The sequence below is a fragment of the Thermodesulfobacterium commune DSM 2178 genome (assembly GCF_000734015.1).
GTDB lineage: Bacteria > Desulfobacterota > Thermodesulfobacteria > Thermodesulfobacteriales > Thermodesulfobacteriaceae > Thermodesulfobacterium > Thermodesulfobacterium commune.
The window spans coordinates 883,639-900,371 of sequence record NZ_CP008796.1 but is presented as its reverse complement, the minus strand read 5'-3'; the positions used below and the strand labels follow the sequence as shown (position 1 = coordinate 900,371).

General features: G+C 36.5%; 19 protein-coding genes. 15 read left to right on the top strand and 4 right to left on the bottom strand.

Translation table 11 applies throughout. The annotated features are described in order from the left end of the window. Nucleotides 1-38: 38 nt before the first annotated feature. From HL41_RS04495 to HL41_RS04480, 4 genes are read left to right on the top strand one after another with little or no spacing between them, the layout of a single operon-like run. Nucleotides 39-770 (top strand): creatininase family protein, encoded by a 732-nt coding sequence (locus HL41_RS04495; RefSeq protein WP_038061730.1) that lies wholly within the window; start codon nt 39-41, stop codon nt 768-770. Continuing rightward, nucleotides 761-1,816, top strand: a complete 1,056-nt coding sequence (gene rtcA, locus HL41_RS04490) for an RNA 3'-terminal phosphate cyclase (RefSeq protein WP_038061728.1) — start codon at nt 761-763, stop codon at nt 1,814-1,816. The genes HL41_RS04495 and rtcA overlap by 10 nt, the downstream gene beginning before the upstream one ends. Beyond that, nucleotides 1,794-2,957 (top strand): RNA ligase, encoded by a 1,164-nt coding sequence (locus HL41_RS04485; RefSeq protein WP_051754504.1) that lies wholly within the window; start codon nt 1,794-1,796, stop codon nt 2,955-2,957. The genes rtcA and HL41_RS04485 overlap by 23 nt, the downstream gene beginning before the upstream one ends. Further along, the gene (locus HL41_RS04480; protein ID WP_235181280.1) at nt 2,932-3,609 is read left to right on the top strand and encodes a precorrin-2 dehydrogenase/sirohydrochlorin ferrochelatase family protein; all 678 of its coding nucleotides are present in this window, start codon (nt 2,932-2,934) and stop codon (nt 3,607-3,609) included. The genes HL41_RS04485 and HL41_RS04480 overlap by 26 nt, the downstream gene beginning before the upstream one ends. Here HL41_RS04480 and HL41_RS04475 read toward each other — a convergent pair. Both HL41_RS04475 and lon read right to left on the bottom strand, forming a co-directional pair. Continuing rightward, a complete protein-coding gene (locus HL41_RS04475) occupies nt 3,578-4,159 on the bottom strand; it encodes an NUDIX hydrolase (RefSeq protein WP_051754503.1) in 582 nt (193 codons plus the stop codon). The two genes, HL41_RS04480 and HL41_RS04475, sit on opposite strands and share 32 nt — an antisense overlap. A gap of 75 nt (nt 4,160-4,234) precedes the next feature. Beyond that, nucleotides 4,235-6,601 (bottom strand): endopeptidase La, encoded by a 2,367-nt coding sequence (gene lon / locus HL41_RS04470; protein ID WP_051754502.1) that lies wholly within the window; start codon nt 6,599-6,601, stop codon nt 4,235-4,237. Between the two features lie 153 nt (nt 6,602-6,754). Here lon and HL41_RS04465 point away from each other — a divergent pair, with 153 nt between their 5' ends. The 3 genes from HL41_RS04465 to groL all read left to right on the top strand — a co-directional run bounded on the left by HL41_RS04465 (nt 6,755) and on the right by groL (nt 10,369). Beyond that, nucleotides 6,755-8,302 (top strand): bifunctional aminoglycoside phosphotransferase/ATP-binding protein, encoded by a 1,548-nt coding sequence (locus HL41_RS04465; RefSeq protein WP_051754501.1) that lies wholly within the window; start codon nt 6,755-6,757, stop codon nt 8,300-8,302. Between the two features lie 101 nt (nt 8,303-8,403). Next, nucleotides 8,404-8,694 (top strand): co-chaperone GroES, encoded by a 291-nt coding sequence (gene groES, locus HL41_RS04460; protein WP_038061725.1) that lies wholly within the window; start codon nt 8,404-8,406, stop codon nt 8,692-8,694. Nucleotides 8,695-8,749: 55 nt separating this feature from the next. After that, complete coding sequence (gene groL / locus HL41_RS04455; RefSeq protein WP_038061722.1) at nt 8,750-10,369, top strand: chaperonin GroEL; 1,620 nt, start codon at nt 8,750-8,752, stop codon at nt 10,367-10,369. Nucleotides 10,370-10,432: 63 nt separating this feature from the next. On the opposite strand, the gene HL41_RS04450 is transcribed toward groL, so the two are convergent. Further along, the gene (locus HL41_RS04450) at nt 10,433-10,636 is read right to left on the bottom strand and encodes a rubredoxin (RefSeq protein ID WP_038061718.1); all 204 of its coding nucleotides are present in this window, start codon (nt 10,634-10,636) and stop codon (nt 10,433-10,435) included. A gap of 181 nt (nt 10,637-10,817) precedes the next feature. Here HL41_RS04450 and HL41_RS04445 point away from each other — a divergent pair, with 181 nt between their 5' ends. Beyond that, entirely contained in the window at nt 10,818-12,101 is a 1,284-nt protein-coding gene (locus HL41_RS04445) for a GGDEF domain-containing response regulator (protein ID WP_158506221.1), read from the top strand. A 335-nt stretch (nt 12,102-12,436) separates the two neighbouring features. On the opposite strand, the gene HL41_RS09865 is transcribed toward HL41_RS04445, so the two are convergent. Beyond that, nucleotides 12,437-12,571, bottom strand: a complete 135-nt coding sequence (locus HL41_RS09865; RefSeq protein WP_268745239.1) for a hypothetical protein — start codon at nt 12,569-12,571, stop codon at nt 12,437-12,439. Nucleotides 12,572-12,692: 121 nt separating this feature from the next. Between HL41_RS09865 and HL41_RS04440 the strand changes: the two genes are divergently transcribed. From HL41_RS04440 to HL41_RS04410, 7 genes are all read left to right on the top strand, one after another. After that, on the top strand, nt 12,693-12,920 hold the full coding sequence (locus HL41_RS04440; RefSeq protein ID WP_038061714.1) for a methyl-accepting chemotaxis protein: 228 nt from the start codon (nt 12,693-12,695) through the stop codon (nt 12,918-12,920). 63 nt (nt 12,921-12,983) lie between these two features. Further along, nucleotides 12,984-13,355: a hypothetical protein gene (locus tag HL41_RS04435; protein ID WP_144241965.1), complete on the top strand. Its 372-nt coding sequence runs from the start codon at nt 12,984-12,986 to the stop codon at nt 13,353-13,355. A gap of 167 nt (nt 13,356-13,522) precedes the next feature. Further along, the gene (locus HL41_RS04430) at nt 13,523-14,515 is read left to right on the top strand and encodes a PhoH family protein (protein ID WP_038061709.1); all 993 of its coding nucleotides are present in this window, start codon (nt 13,523-13,525) and stop codon (nt 14,513-14,515) included. Then, the gene (locus HL41_RS04425) at nt 14,516-14,800 is read left to right on the top strand and encodes a YggT family protein (RefSeq protein WP_038061707.1); all 285 of its coding nucleotides are present in this window, start codon (nt 14,516-14,518) and stop codon (nt 14,798-14,800) included. Between the two features lie 10 nt (nt 14,801-14,810). Then, nucleotides 14,811-15,086 carry a DUF167 domain-containing protein gene (locus tag HL41_RS04420; protein ID WP_051754500.1) on the top strand — a complete coding sequence of 92 codons (276 nt, stop codon included), beginning with the start codon at nt 14,811-14,813 and terminating at the stop codon, nt 15,084-15,086. 13 nt (nt 15,087-15,099) lie between these two features. Next, nucleotides 15,100-15,759, top strand: coding sequence for an HAD family hydrolase (locus HL41_RS04415; RefSeq protein WP_038061706.1), 660 nt, complete (start codon nt 15,100-15,102; stop codon nt 15,757-15,759). After that, on the top strand, nt 15,740-16,702 hold the full coding sequence (locus HL41_RS04410; RefSeq protein WP_051754499.1) for an NOL1/NOP2/sun family putative RNA methylase: 963 nt from the start codon (nt 15,740-15,742) through the stop codon (nt 16,700-16,702). The genes HL41_RS04415 and HL41_RS04410 overlap by 20 nt, the downstream gene beginning before the upstream one ends. Nucleotides 16,703-16,733: the final 31 nt, after the last annotated feature.

The window sequence follows — 16,733 nt, the reverse complement described above, 5'->3', positions numbered from 1 at the left end:
AAATAATCAAAATATCGATAGTTCCAAGAGGTTAAATTATGTTAGTAGAGGAGATTACTTCTTTAGAATTTGAAGAGGCTAAAAAACAAGTAAAGACCGTTATTTTCCCTGTAGGTTCTGTTGAGGCTCATGGTCCTCATTTACCTTTAGCTACAGACCTTTATACTATCTATGAGGTCTGTAAAAAGGTAGCCGAGAAAAAAAAGGTTCTTATAGCCCCACCGATTTATTATGGTCTTTGTAGAAGTACGAGCACCCTTCCTGGGACGATAAGTATTACCGGAGAGGTATTAAAAAAATTGATGATAAACCTTTTTTATCAGTTTTATCTTTGTGGTTTTAAAAATTTTATGGTTCTTTCTGGACATGCAGGAGGTACCCACAACGCCTATTTGGTAGACGCAGCTGAATCTTTTATATCGTTAGTTCCTTATTGTAATTTTTTTGTAGCCGACATTTTTCAGCTACTTAGGCCTTGTTTAAAAAATATGGATATCTCTGAGGAGGATTCTCATGCAGGAGAATGGGAAACCTCCCTTATGCTTTATCTAAAACCAGATCTGGTAAAAGACGGGGGATTTGAAGATTATCCTAAATTTCCTAAGTTTAGGGTGGTGTTTGAGAAAGAGAAATACTGGAGTACTGGAATATGGGGTGACCCAAGAAAGGCATCTGTTGAAAAAGGCAAAAAGATGGTAGAGTGGTTAGTAGAATTTTTGATAAGCGAAATCGAAAAGATGGAAAAAGAGTTTGAGGAAAAATGCTTGTGATAGATGGTGCTTATGGTGAAGGTGGGGGTCAGGTTTTACGTACTTCTTTATCGCTTTCAGTAGTCACCGGCAAACCTTTTAGAATTGTTAATATCAGAGCTAACAGACCTAAACCAGGTCTTCAGCCTCAGCATTTAGCTTGTGTGAAAGCAGTAGCTTATCTTTCAGAGGCAGAGGTAAAAGGGGATGAGTTAGGTTCTCAAGAGATAGTTTTTATTCCCAAAAAACTTCCAGAAAGGTGCAACTATTCCTTTGATATAGGAACTGCAGGCTCAACCTTGCTTCTTTTCCAGACAGTTGTGTATCCTCTAAGTTTGAACAAAGGTGGAGAAGTGGTAATCAAAGGAGGTACCCATGTTCCCTTTAGTCCCTGTTATCACTATGTAAAAGAAGTTTTTTTACCAATGGCCAAACTTTTTGGTCTGGAGGTAGACCTTTATCTTGAAGCCTATGGGTTTTATTCTGCAGGTGGGGGGAAGATAAGAGCTTTCATTAAACCTTGGGAGGAATTTTTCTTGCCAGCTCTGCCAGAGTATTTTATTCCTGAGAACATTATCATCTATAGCGTATCTTCCGAAAGACTTCCTGTACATATCGTAGAAAGGCAACTAAAAGGTGTATTGTCAGAGTTGCCAAACTGTGAGAACCTTACAGTCTATAAAGAAAGAGTGAAGTCTCGATCTGACGGAACTTTTGTTTTCTTAAAGGCTTTGAATAAGGAAAAGGTTTTATATGCTGGATTTACCGAGCTAGGAAAACGTGGTTATCCAGCAGAGGAGGTAGGAAAAAAGGTAGCAAGAGAATGGAAAAATTTTTTAAGCACTAAAACCCAGTTTGAAGAACATCTGGCAGACCAGATCTTGATACCTATAAGTTTAGCCCTTTTAAAACTGCGGTCTGCTAAAATTTTTAGGTTTTCTGTGGCTAAGGTGACCAAACATCTTCTTACTCAAGCTTGGTTGATCCCTAAGTTTTTACCTGAGTTAAAAATTACCATCGAAGGCAAAGAAGGGGAGAAGGGATATGTTAACCTTTACCGAGAATGAAAAAGAAGTAAGGGAGTATTTTCAACACTGCTGGAAGAAAAATCCAGATTTAAAAAGGTATCCCTTAGAGGAATGGGAAAAAGGTTTACAAACAGGAAAAATTTTGTTTTTTACCTGGAAAGATAAAGGCTTTTTTAGGCTAAACAAGGATTTTAAAAGTTTCCCTATGGGAACTTTTTTTAACGACCAGGTTTTGGTAAGAGGTTACCCTCAGATTCCCAGGGTTTATGTATTAAAAACGGGATTGGTAAGATATATGACTTCTCCTTTTTATGCTGAAGAAAAGGTAGAAGGGTATAACGTAAGACTTTTTAAAGTAGGAGATGAAATTTTAGGTTTTACCCGAAGAGGATTCATCTGTCCTTTTGCTACCGATCGATGGGAGGATTTTTTACCTAATCTTCCTGAGTTTTTTGAGAAACATCCAAATTTGGTGGTTTGTGCTGAAGTAGCCGGACCAGAGAATCCTTTTGTTAGTGAATATCCTGCTTATATCAAAGAGGATGTAAACTACTTTGTTTTTGATTTTATGAAAACAGGTGGAGGAGGATTTTTGTCTCAGTCAGAAAAGTTGAATCTCCTTGAAACCTATAGTTTTAACGCCCCTGAAATCTATGGGCCTTTTGACCCGGTAAAGGATTATGAAAACATAAGAGAACTTTTAAGGCGTTACCACCAAGAAAAAAGAGAAGGGGTAGTTTTTAAGTCCGAAGATGGGAAATACAGGATTAAATACGTGACTCCATTTTCTAATCTTGAGGACTTAAGGGTAGTCTTTCCTTACTTGGGAGAGGTAGATCCTCATTTTATTTACCTAAGATTGATAAGGCTTGCTCTGAACCTTTATGAATTTGAAGAATTTAAAGAAGAGGTTTATAATAAACTACCTGTAAATCTTTTTGAAGAAGTTTTAAGTTTTTTTGAAAAAAATCAGGTGGTAAGCGAAACCTTTAGGGTAAGGTTTAAAAAGGAGAGCAGTTATCTGGCTATGCTTGCTCATTTTAGGGCAGCAAAGATAAACATCGAGGTTAAACAGGTAGTAAAAGAAAAAGGCTATTTAAAAGTGGAATTTGTAAAACTATACCCTAAGGCTACTCAGTTTTGGAGGTCTAAACTTGAAGGATGGGGAGAAGTTGACTAACGTCTATTTTCCGGTTTTTTTAAACTTAGAAGGGAAGCTTTGTGTGGTTATAGGAGGAGGAAAAGTTGGTGAAAGGAAGGTTTTGTCTTTGCTTCAGGCTAAAGCTTTTGTTAAGTTGATTTCTCCTGAAGCTACTCCAGTTTTACAAAAGTTAGCTGAAGAAGGTCAGATACTCTGGGAAAAAAGGATTTATCAGCCAGGAGACCTTGAAGGAGCCTGGTTGGTGGTTGCTGCAACCAATGACCCTTCTACCCAAAGGTCTATATATGACGAAGCTAACGCAAAAAGGGTATTTTGTAACATGGTAGATGTTCCTGAATTTTGCAGTTTTATCGTGCCTTCTGTGGTAAAAAGAGGAAGTTTAACCATAGCCATCTCTACTTCTGGGGCAAGCCCTGCGGTAGCAAGAAGGATAAGAGAAAGTTTAGAAATGCAGTTTGGCCCAGAATATGAAATATACCTAAAACTTATGGAGAACTTAAGAAAACAAATCCTTGAGTTAAATCTTTCTCCCACAGAAAAAGAGATTAAACTGCATCGGCTTGCAATGGCTCCTATACCTCAATATATACGAAATAGAGATTTAGACCTGTTAAAAACTATCATCGAAAAAGAAGGTCTTATCTTCCCTTCAGAGCTTTTTGAGTCATAACCTTCCAATAAAGTTGCCATAACAACCTAAAAGAAAAAGTAAAATCTTCTGGATTTTTCTGTATCCACTTATCCACTTTTTCTAAAGGAAAAAACCCTCCAGTTTCTATTTCTAAAGGATTAGGCTTAGGTATTTTACTAGTAGTTCCTGTAAAAAGGACTAAACAGTCTATAGTGTTGTTAAAATCTTTTGGAGTGATACGAAGTACCTCTTCTAATTTTGTTCTTATAGACAGTTCTTCTTTTAATTCCCTTTGAGCAGTGGTTAAAAAGCTTTCTCCTACCAACACATGTCCCGAAGCAGAGGAAGTCCACAAACCAGGGTTTTCCTCAACCAACTTAGATTTTTTTTGAAGATAGATTTCTCCTTCTTTGTTAAACAAAAAAATATGCACTGTTTTATGAAAATAGCCTTTTTGATGGATTTCCTCTCTTTTTAGGATGGTGATGGGGTTGCAGTTTTCATCGACTGCTTCTAAAAGCTCACGTTTGCGACTTTCTGGAGTTTCTTTAGGTTTTCTTCCTTTTTTATTGTTGAAATTTTCATTCATTTTATAATATATACCTTTGTAACTATAATTAGAGATAAATATTACAGAAAAATAAAAAAAATAAAGGGCTTGGGATTAATTTTTGATAACTAATTTTATAACTTCATCGAGATGAGAAACCAAGATAAAGTTTATTTTTTCTCTAAGTTCCTTTGGGATATCTTCCAGGTCCTTTGAGTTTTTTGCAGGAATAAGGACGTTTTTAATCCCCTTTCTTAAGGCAGCAAGACTTTTTTCTTTTATCCCACCTACAGGAAGAATTTTACCCCTAAGGGTGACTTCTCCAGTCATCGCATAGTCTTTGGAAATGGGCTTTTGGGTTAAGGCAGATATCATCGCTACCGCTATAGTAATCCCAGCACTTGGTCCATCCTTAGGTATGGCCCCAGAGGGTACATGCACATGGATGTCATACTTTGTATAAAACTTAGGGTCAATCCCCAACTCTTTATACTTGGCACGAATATAGGATAAAGCTGCCTGGGCGCTTTCTTTCATCACCTCTCCTAAATGCCCTGTTAAAATTAGATTACCTTTCCCTGGCATAACTACCGCCTCTACGTAGAGCACCTCTCCACCATTGGGGGTCCAGGCAAGTCCAGTTGCTACTCCTATTTCATCTTCTTCTTGTTTAAGTTCTTCTATGTATTCAGGAGGCCCTAAAAATTCTACTAAATTCTCTTCGGTAACGCTAAAAGGGCCTTTTTCTCCTTCAGCAAGTTTTCTCGCTATCTTTCTACAGATAGCTGCAAGCTTTCTTTCTAACTCACGTACCCCTGATTCGTAAGTATATTCTTCGATAACTTTTAGAATAACCTCGTCAGAGATTTTAAGGATGTTTTTTTTTAGTCCGTGTTCTTTTAAGAGTTTAGGCAGGATGTGTCTTTTGGCGATTTCTAATTTTTCTTGATAGGTATATCCTGAAAGATAGATTACTTCCATTCTGTCTAAAAGTACCCGGGGTATAGGTTCTGTCATGTTAGCTGTAGCTATAAAAAGAACCTTAGATAAGTTAAAGGGCACGTCTAAATAATGGTCTACAAAGTCTTTATTTTGTTCTGGGTCAAGAACTTCTAAAAGAGCTGCTGCAGGGTCACCGTGAAAATCGCTACACAGTTTATCTATTTCATCAAGTAAAAACACCGGGTTGTTTACCCCAGCTTGTTTTATTCCTTGAATGATCCTTCCTGGCAAAGCTCCTACATAGGTTCTTCTATGCCCCCTTATTTCAGCTTCATCTCTTACACCACCTAAGGCTACCCTGACAAATCTTCTACCTAAGGCTTCAGCAATGGATCTTCCAAGACTTGTTTTTCCAACCCCAGGAGGTCCTACAAAACAAAGGATGGCACCTTTAGCCTTAGGATTAATTTTTTTAACCGCTAAGAACTCAATTATTCTGTCTTTTACCTTATCTAAGTTATAGTGGTCTTTGTCCAAAACTTTTTTAACATGTTTTAGGTCTAAATTGTCTCGGGTAGACTTATTCCAAGGAAGATCTATCAACCATTCGAGGTAATTTCTTATTACCGCTGCCTCAGAAGAGTCAGGATGCATGTATTCTAATCTCTTAAGTTGTTTTAACGCCTCCTTTTCTACCTCCTTAGGCATTTTGGCTTTTTTAATCTTTTTCTTTAACTCCTCAATCTCGTCTTCAACATCCTCAAATTCTCCCAACTCCCTCTTTATAGCCCTTAGTTGTTCTCTTAAAAAATATTCCCTCTGAGACCTCCCAATTTCTTCTTGGGCTTGGGCTTGGATTTTGTTTTGAAGGGTGGTGATCTCTATTTCTTGTAGGAGGATCTCAGAAATTTTTTTAAGCCTTTCTACTCCATCTAAAGTTTCTAAAAGTTCCTGGGCGGTTTTGACCTTTAATTTAAGGTAGACTGTGATAAGGTCTGCGAGTCTTCCTGGTTCTTCTATAGAATGAACAACTGTGGAAATCTCTGGATTTAAAATACCTTTTAATGCCAATAACTTTTCTGTATTTTCTTTAACTGTGCGTATTAAAGCTTCTATTTCAGGGGTTATGATTTCTGGTTCCTTTTCTTTACAAGGTTCTATTTTAACCCTAAAACAAGGCTCCGTTTCTAAAAATTCTTGAATTTCACATCTTGAAAGCACCTGGACTACTACTTTTAGACGGTTTTCAGAGAGATTGAGGGTTTTAAGGATAAGTCCGATCGTTCCGATTTTATAAATATCTTCGGGTTTGGGATTTTCTATACGAGAGTTTTTCTGTGTAGAAAGAACGATTAGTTTATCTTTATTTAATGCCTCCTCTATTGCTTTTAAAGATTTTGGCCTTCCTACAAAAAGGGGGATTACCATCGAAGGGAAAAGGACGATGTCTCTTATAGCCATTAAGGGTAAAACTTCAGGAACGTCTATGATCTCCCCTTCCGAAACCTCTGTAAAATTAACTTCTAATCCTTCTTTCATACTACTCCCTTTCAAAAAGTTTCTTAATATTGTTTAAATGTAAAACCTTATCTTGATTATTTCAAGATAATAAAAGAAAAAACATAAAAGTAGGATAAAAATTTGACCTCAAAAAGCTTGCCAAATTTGGGGTAGCCGTTAAAATACCTTTTAATGGAACCAAAGGCCTGGGAACAGTTAATAAATGTTTACTCTTTCCCACATCCTACTCAAACTTTAAGGGTAGTTCAAACTCATATATCCTATGTTTTTATCACAGACCTGTTCGTTTACAAAATAAAAAAGCCAGTTAACTTTGGTTTTTTAGATTACACTACTTTAGAAAAGAGAAAATATTTTTGTGAACAAGAGGTGATCTTAAACAAAAGATTATCTCCCGAAATCTACTTAGGAGTTGTTTCTGTGGTAAAAACTTCTGAGGGATATAAGTTTGAGGTTGAAGGGGAGATAGTAGAATATGCCGTAAAGATGAAGAAACTTCCTGAAGAAGGGATGATGGTTAATCTTTTAAAAGAAAAGAAAGTAACTGAAGCTCATATAGACTCTATAGTTTCAGTGTTGGTGCCTTTCTATCAAAAAGCAGAAACTGGGGAAAGGGTAAACTCTTATGGAAGGATAGAGGTTATCAGGTTTAATACTGAAGAAAATTTTGCTCAAACCAAAGAATTTGTCGGATTAGCTTTAGCCAAATATAAATACGAACATATAATACAATTTACACGCAAGTTCTTAGAAGAAAATCAAGTCTTGTTTCAAGAAAGGATAGATAAGGGATTTATCAGAGACGGACATGGAGATTTATATTCAGCTAACATCTGTTTTGAGAATGTAAACAAGGTTTATATCTTTGATTGTATAGAGTTTAACGAACGGTTTAGGTGTGGTGATGTGTGTTCAGACATAGCTTTTTTGGCTATGGACTTAGATTTTTATAGAGAAAGAAGTCTATCTGAGTATTTTATAACTCAGTATGTTTCTAAGAGCCAAGACCAGGGGATCAACAAACTTTTGAATTTTTATAAATGTTATCGGGCTTATGTGAGGGGTAAGATAGGATGTTTTACCTATGCCTCTACCCAACAAATAAGGCCTGAAAAATACGAATTTTTGGAACAAGCTAGAAGATATTTTGACCTTGCTTATCAATATGCAGAGGGTATTCCCAAGCTAATAGTATTTATGGGGCTTTCAGGTACTGGTAAAAGCTTTCTTTCGCAAAACCTTATGTCTAAGCTCCCTGCGGTTTACCTTTCTTCAGACATAACCAGAAAACGTCTTTTGTCTTTGCCAGAATCTAAGCATTATTATGCAGAGTTTGAAAAGGGTATTTATACCCCAGAGATTACTGAAAAAACTTACAAGAAAATGATAGAGATGGCTAAGGAAGAGCTTAGTTATGGGAGAGATGTAATAATTGATGCTACGTTTAGAGATAAAAAATACAGAAGCTGGTTGCTTGAGGGGATAAAAGAGGTTAAGGCGGAGGTTTTTTGGGTGTGGTGTACCGCTGAAGATAATGTAGTTAGGGAAAGGTTATTTAAGAGAAAAGAAAATACCTGTTCTGATGCTTTGTGGGATATTTATCTTGCTCAAAAAGATAAGTTTGAACCCCCAAAGGAATGTTCTCCTTTGTTGGTTTTAGACACAACCTATCCTGTAGAAACCCTTATGAAAAGTCTTGTTGAATTTTTAAAAATTTAATCTTGACTACCTTGTCTTTTAAAATCGAATGATTATTTTTTTTTCGTAATTTAATTCTTAGGGTTTAAAAATCAAAAAATCTTTAAGGAGGAGGTGGCAGTATGAAGATCAGACCTTTACATGATCGCATTTTAGTTCAACGCATCGAAGAAGAACAGAGGACTGAATCTGGAATCATCATCCCAGATACAGCGAAGGAAAAACCTATCATGGGTAAAGTGATTGCTGTAGGCGATGGTAGGGTTTTAGAAAACGGTCAAAAACAGCCTTTAACCGTCAAAGAAGGAGATAAAATCCTTTTCAGTAAATATGCTGGAACTGAAATTAAGATCAAAGGTGAAGAGTATCTTATCATGAGAGAAGATGATGTCTTAGCTATCATTGAAGACTAATAAGGCTAAGTTCTAAAGTAAATATAAATAAAAACTACCGAAAGGAGGGGATGTTATGGCTGCAAAGGAGATTATTTATGGGGCTAATACTAGAGAAAAAATTTTAAGAGGAGTTAACAAATTAGCTGACGCAGTAAAAGTTACTCTTGGTCCCAAAGGAAGAAACGTAATCTTGGAAAGGTCCTTTGGTTCTCCTTTGATTACCAAAGATGGTGTAACTGTGGCTAAGGAGATAGAGTTAGAAGATAAGTTTGAAAATATGGGTGCCCAGATGGTAAAAGAGGTGGCGTCTAAGACCAACGATGTGGCTGGAGACGGAACCACTACAGCTACCTTACTTGCTCAGGCTATCTTTCAAGAGGGTATCAAACTTGTGGCAGCTGGTATCAACCCCATGGCTATCAAACGTGGTATTGATAAGGCAGTAGATATCGTAGTCAAAGAGCTTGAAAAATTAGCTCAGCCTTGCAAATCTCGTCAGGAAATCGCTCAAGTAGCTACCATTTCTGCTAATAACGATGTGGCTATCGGAAACCTTATAGCTGATGCCATGGATAAGGTAGGAAAAGAAGGGGTTATTACTGTAGAAGAGTCTAAGGGACTTGAAACTTATCTTGAAGTAGTTGAAGGTATGCAGTTTGATAGAGGATATATTTCTCCTTATTTTATAACCGATCCAGAAAAGATGGAATGTGTATTAGAGGATCCATATATTCTGGTTTATGATAAGAAAATAAGCTCTATGAAAGACCTTTTACCTGTACTTGAACAGGTAGCTAGGGCTGGTAAACCTATTTTAATCATTGCTGAGGATGTAGAAGGTGAAGCTTTGGCTACTTTGGTAGTAAACAAGCTCAGAGGAGTTCTCCAGTGCTGCGCTGTAAAGGCTCCTGGCTTTGGTGAGAGAAGAAAAGCCATGCTTCAGGATATCGCCATCCTAACAGGTGGTACTTTTGTATCTGAAGAGCTTGGTATGAAACTTGAAAACGTTCAGCTTAAAGACCTTGGAAGGGCAAGAAGAGTGGTAGTAACCAAAGAACATACCACCATCATCGATGGGGCTGGCAAGAAAGAAGACATCGAGGCTCGTATCAAACAGATACGTGCTCAGATCGAAGAAACCACCTCTGATTATGACCGTGAGAAACTTCAGGAGAGGTTGGCTAAACTTGTAGGTGGAGTTGCAGTAATTTATGTTGGAGCTGCTACTGAAACTGAGATGAAAGAAAAGAAAACTAGGGTTGAGGACGCCCTTAATGCTACTAAAGCAGCAGTAGAGGAAGGTATCGTCCCTGGTGGTGGAACGGCTTATATCAGGTGCTTACCAGCTTTAGAAGCTGTCAAGCTTGAGGGTGATGAACAGTATGGTGTAGAAATCATCAAAAAAGCTTTAGAAGCTCCTTTACGTCAGATCGCTTTTAACGCCGGTTTTGAAGGTTCTATCATCGTAGAAAAAGTAAAAGAAGGAAAGGGTAGTTTCGGGTTTGATGCTGCTACCGGCGAGTTTAAAGATTTGATAGCTGCTGGAATTATCGACCCGAAGAAAGTAAGCCGTTGTGCCCTTCAGAATGCCGCTTCTGTGGCTGGATTGTTGTTAACTACCGAGGCTATGGTAGCTGAGAAACCCAAAAAAGAAGAAAAAATGCCTTCTATGCCCGGAGGAGGAGAATTTTAAGTTCTGATTGAGTCTTTAGCCCCTGGGAAATCCCCAGGGGCTTTTTTTATTATTTTCCTTTATTTATTTTTCTTCTACAAGGTCCTTAAGTCTCTTAAAATTTTTTTTAGGGTTTCCACAGTTAGGACAAGTCCAGGTTTCAGGAAGGGCCTCAAAAGGGGTGTTTGGAGGGATGTGTTGGTGTTTATCCCCTTTTGAGGGAAGATAGATATAACCACAGTTGTTCAAAGTACAAACCCAAGCGTTTTTTAAATCTTTGGTGATCATGGCCTCACCTCATTTTGTAAATGTTTCTAATAATAAATTATTAACCAAAAATTTTGAAACGGTCAATAAAATTGGTAAAAATTTATCACTCGTTTATAAATTTTATTATAAAATTTTTTTTAGAATAAAACTTATAAACTTAGTTTTTTATGTTGTCAAAAATAAAAGGAGCAAAAGCATGATGATGAGAAAGATTTTGGTAATACTTCCTGTAACATTTTTAAGAAAATTGGTGGAAGATATACTAAAAAATTACTTTCACGATATTTCTTTAGTAGCTACAGTCAAAGAAGCTTTGAGTTTGATAAAAGCTGGTCAAATTCCTGATTTGATAATTTCCTCATATATTTTAGAGGATGGAGATGTTTTTGATCTGTTAGAAGCACTTGAAAAAGAGCAAAAAATCCAAAAAGTTCCGGTTTTATTGTTAACTTCAGAAGAGGACCCAGAGTTGATAGAGAGGGCTTTAAAAAAAGGTGTATTAGAGGTTATCCTGAAAAAGGATATACCTAAAAAACTTCCTAAGGTTTTAAAAGATTTTGTCAGAATCATAGAGCTGCAACATTTAGAAGGTAACATTCTTTATGTAGAAGATACCAATTTATACATAGAATTTTTAACCCATCTTTTAGAACAGACTAAATTAAAAGTTTTCTCTTTTCAAACCGTAGAAGAAGCTTTAAAGTTTTTTGAACAAAACGATATAGACCTTGTGATAACCGACTACATTTTAGGTGTAGGAGATTCAGGGTTAGATTTAGTTAGAAGTATAAGAGAAAACCCGGAAAAAGGAGATGTTCCTATCATAGTGCTTACCGGATATGATACACCTGCAAGAAGGATAGAGCTTTTTAAAGCAGGTGCAGATGATTACATCCCTAAGCCCCCTTTAAAAGAAGAAATTTTAATCAAGGTTTTTAATTATCTCACTAAAAAGAAAGTTTTAGATCGTTTGAAAGAAAAGATAAGAGAATTAGAAAGTCTCTACATAAAAGATCCGTTGACCGGTCTTTACAACCGCAACGTGATTGAAGATTTTTTGCTAAAAGAATTTGAAAGGGCCAAAAGACATAACTACGATATAGGGTTTATAATGGCTGATTTAGATAAATTTAAAGAGATAAACGACAAGTTTGGACATCTGACCGGAGATAAGGTTATCAAAACCTTTGCTCAGATCATTTTAAACAACATAAGAAAGACAGATTATGGAATAAGGTATGGAGGCGAAGAGTTTTTGATAGTGTGCCCTCATATGGACTACCAACAGGTGATTAGGAAGGCAGAAGAGATGAGAAAAGAACTTGAAGAAGCTAATGTAGACGGAATTAAGATTACCGCAAGCTTTGGAGTTACCTCTTTGGGTTTACATCCAGACAAATCTTTAGAAGAACTTATTGATATAGCAGACCAGGCACTTTATAATGCCAAGTCTTTAGGCAGAAACACGGTAAAGTTTTTGTAATCAATATATTCAAACCATCTTCACGCGCCTTATCGGACGAGGCTGTGTTTGAGAGTTTAAAAGAGGATATGGAGTAATATTTTTAAAACCAGGTAAAATTGTTGCAAAGAATAGGTTGTAGGTAGAAAATGGGTAGATTTGAAAATGATATTTGGAAATGGTATTTGGATAAAAATTATAGAAAAATTTTTATTTTACTCTCTATCGGAAAATTTAGGACAATGTGAACTTACAAGGGTAATTTATATCTTGACGAAGTTTTTGAGTTAACTTAAAATTTATTATAAATATTTTAGTTGCCAATTTGTGGGGAATTTACTCAACTTGGTATGGGTTCAAATTGTTTTAAAATGAAGTTCAACATCAAGCTCCACATCGACTCTTATCTCTAAACAAGACTTTAAAGTTCCAAAACTTGAACTTGGGCTTTTTTTGTCTACCAGAACTTTACCACTCTTTACCGCAGGCACCAAAGTGCAGTTTAATCTTAACCAAGCAAATTTTCTTTATGGTTGTCCAGTGCTGTTTAAACTATAAAAATTGCAGGAGGGTTTTGGCAGAATTTACAGTTTACAGCAAAAGGTAGACTTAATGCTTACTGTTTTAAACCACATTAAAGACATCTCCGAACAGATAACCATTTTAGCTATAAACTCAAGCATAGAGGCAGCTCGTGCTGGAAAGGCAGGGGCTGGATTCTCTGTGATTGCTGATGAAATAAGGAAACTTGCGATAAAAATTGAGAGTATAGTAAAGGATATTCTTTTTAAAATGAAAACACTACAGGAAGAAATGGATAAAAGCTATGAATTTTTTTAGGCCCAGTTAAAAAACACAGAGCTTTCTTTGATGCTTGAGGCTATGAAAAAATCAACACAAAAAATGGAGAGAGATTTTGAACAGGTAGGTAGTTTGATTGCAAAACTTGTCGGTGAGATAGACAAGAAAAATACCATCATCTTTAACACCATCTCTGATTTGCTTGGGAAGGTTCAATTCCAAGATGTAGTAAGACAAAGACTTGAAAAGTTTTGTGAGGTATGTTCTGAGATTTCTGAATATAGCAGAAGACGTTTACGCTGGGTAGATAACCCTGATAAAGAAGAAAAACCTGAGGAGATAAAGGTTTTGGTTGAGAAAATGAAACAAGATTATATCATGGCAGACCAGAGAAGAGTTCACGCTGAGGTTTTTAATGAAGAGACCAAAATAAAAGAGGAAGCCCCCAAAATAGAACTTTTTAAAAACTGGTAAAGTTTGTCAAAATGATTAACCTTTCAGTTTTTACCTGCCGAAATTTAAATTGAGTGTTGAATATTCTAAATCAAAACCGCGGGGGTTTCTTTTTAAGCACTTGAAAATCTCGATTTATTATTTATTATTTAACTAACTAAATTTTAAAGTTGAGGTGTAATGGATTGATGAGTTTACAGGAAGTAAAACCAGAATTAAGCGTTAAAGAAGTGGTTTTAGAGGATTATCCTATTGTTAGAACCCTTTATGGAGAAAGGGGAAACAATTTTAAAATTTTAGAAAATTTTTTTAGGGTTCAGATTTCTCTTAAGGGAAATCACATCTTTATCAAAGGAGAGCCTATAGACCTTGAGCTTGCGGAAAAAACCATAGCTGAGCTTTATGGATTAATAAAATCAGGATATACCATCTATCCTTCAGACGTAGAATATGCCTCAAGGATTATCCTTGAAAACCCAAAAGCTAACCTTAAGGAGATTTTTTTAGATACCATCTTTGTTACCTCAGGGCGTAAGGTTATTACCCCTAAGGGTATTACGCAAAAAAAATATATAGAGGCCATCAGAAGGTCTGAAATAGTTTTTGGGATAGGACCTGCTGGTACGGGAAAAACTTATTTGGCTGTTGCTATGGCGGTTTCTTACCTGATGAAAGGAGAGGTTAACAGACTTATTTTAGTCAGACCTGCGGTAGAGGCAGGAGAAAAATTAGGTTTTCTACCTGGTGACATTGCAGAAAAGGTTAATCCATATCTTAGGCCTTTGTATGATGCTCTTTATGATATGCTTTCCTTTGATAAGGTGGCAAGGTTGTTTCAAAAAGGGGCGATAGAGATAGCTCCCTTAGCCTTTATGAGAGGAAGAACCTTGAATGAGGCCTTTATCATCTTGGATGAAGCTCAAAACACAACCTCTGAGCAGATGAAAATGTTCTTGACCCGTCTTGGGCAAAATTCTAAAGCAGTTATCACCGGAGACGTGACCCAGATAGATTTGCCTGATCCTAAAAAATCAGGTCTTCTTGAGGCTATGGAAGTTCTTGAGGGTATTGAAGGTATTTCTTTTATTTACTTTACTAAGAGTGACGTAGTAAGACATCCTATCGTTCAACGAATTATAGAGGCCTATGAAAAAAAAGAACAAAAGGAGAAGAAAGGTTAAATGCTAAGCATTCTATTAAAATCTCTTTACCAGGTGATAGACCTTTTGTTAAGTGTTTATGTATGGATTATCATCGCAAGGTGTATTATCTCTTGGGTAAACCCCTATCCTTATCATCCGGTAGTAAGGTTTTTATATAGGGTAACTGAACCTGTGCTTGGGCCAGCAAGAAGGATTATCCCACCGATAGCTGGTTTAGACTTGAGCCCTATATTGGTGATTTTCTTGATTTACTTTGTTCAAAACCTGATGCAGTACTTAGTAACCAGATATCTATTTTTCTAAAATTCCTGTTATGGTGTTAGAGATAAAGGTTCATCCAGAAAAAAAGAAAGACCGTATTTCAGGTTATAAACTCCCTAATTTTTTAGAGGTAGAGCTTAAGGCCAAACCTCAAAATAACCAGGCTAACGAAGCCTTAATCCGATTTTTGAGCACAATTTTTAACATTTCAGAGAAGCAGATAAAAATTCTCAAAGGAAAAACTCAACCTAAAAAACTGGTAAACTTGGAAGGGCTTGATCTCAATCAATTTGAGATTTATGTCAAAAAAGTTTTAGACAGGGATTAAAAAAGGACCATATATGAAGCCCTTTGTTTTTTTTGACCTTGACGGAACTCTAATAGACAGTATGCCTTATCATGCTAAAGCCTGGATAGAGGCTCTGGCTGAATATGGTATAAAGTTTAAAGAAGAAGAGGTGTATCTATACGAAGGGGCTATAGAGTTTGAGATGGTCCGAGACATTTTTCTGCAAAAAGGATTTAACATAGACAAAGATTTCTTCGAGGCTCTCTTTAAAAAACAAAAGGCTATTTTTCTTAGTCGTTATGCCTCGAAAGTCAAACCTTTTCCTGAGGTTCCAGGTATTTTAGAAACCTTAAAAAAAGAAAAGAAAGGTTTAGCCCTGGTTACCAGCTCTCATGCAGAAATTTTAGAGAAAGTTTTACCTAAGAGTTTTTATTCTTATTTTTCGGTAGTACTTACAGGGGATAAAATAAAGAAAAGAAAGCCTCATCCAGATCCGTATTTAGAGGCGTTAAAGGCTTTTAATGTCTCGATAGAACAAGGTTTGGTGGTAGAAAATTCTCCTGCAGGAGTGACTTCAGCCAAAAGGGCAAATCTTTTTTGTGTAGCTATTACTACCACCTTACCTGAGGAACACCTAAGGTTGGCAGACCTGATAGTAAAAGACCATACCGAGCTTAAAGAGGTTTTGTTGAATGGGAAAGGAAAGGGTTAAAAACCACAGACCTTTGGACTATAAAGAGTATTTTGCACAATATCAGGATTTGATCCCTGATTATTCAGAGTTTTTAGAATGTTTAAAAAAACAGCATCGTCAGTATTTTTGTATAAACACCCTAAAGATAAGAACTCACGAGGAGAAGGAGCGTCTTTTAGAAATTTTAAGACAAAAAAATATTCAGTTTGAACCGGTTCAAGAGGTTCCTTTTTTTTATAGGGTGGTTAACAACGAAGAGGTTTCGTTAGGAAATTTAGAGGAGTATAGTTTAGGTTTAATCCATTCTATGACCTTAGCGAGTAGTCTTCCTGTAATAGCCCTTGATCCTAAACCAGGAGATTTAGTGCTTGATTTATGTGCTGCTCCAGGAGGGAAAACTTGTCTTATAGCCATTTTAACCCAAGATAAAGCTACCGTGGTAGCTAACGACAAAAGAGTAGACCGTTTAACCGCTTTGGTAGCCAATCTTAAACGTTTAGGGGTTGCTTCTGCCATAACTACCCGTTATCGAGGAGAACAGTTCCCCTTTGGGATTCCTTTTAATAAGGTGTTGGTCGATGCCCCTTGTTCTGGAGAAGGAAGATATAGGGTAGGGCTTGAAGGTGAAATACTTTATCAAAAAGGACATGGTAAAACCAACCTTCAATCTATTCAAAAGGGTTTGTTAGTAAGAGCCTTTGACCTTTTATCTCCAGGAGGGGTGTTGGTTTATAGCACCTGTACGATAAACCCAAAAGAAAACGAGGAAGTAGTAGACTATCTTTTGCGAAAAAGACAGGCTAAACTGGTAGATTGGGTTTCTCCTCTTCCTTATCATGAAGGAGTTACTGAATGGGAAGGCAAACCTTATCATCCAGACCTAAGGCTTACTAAAAGGTATTATACTCATAAAATAGATGCCGTAGGCTTTTTTGTCGCTAAAATTATCAAGTTAGTTTAGCTTATTTAACAGATACGTATAATTTAAAAAT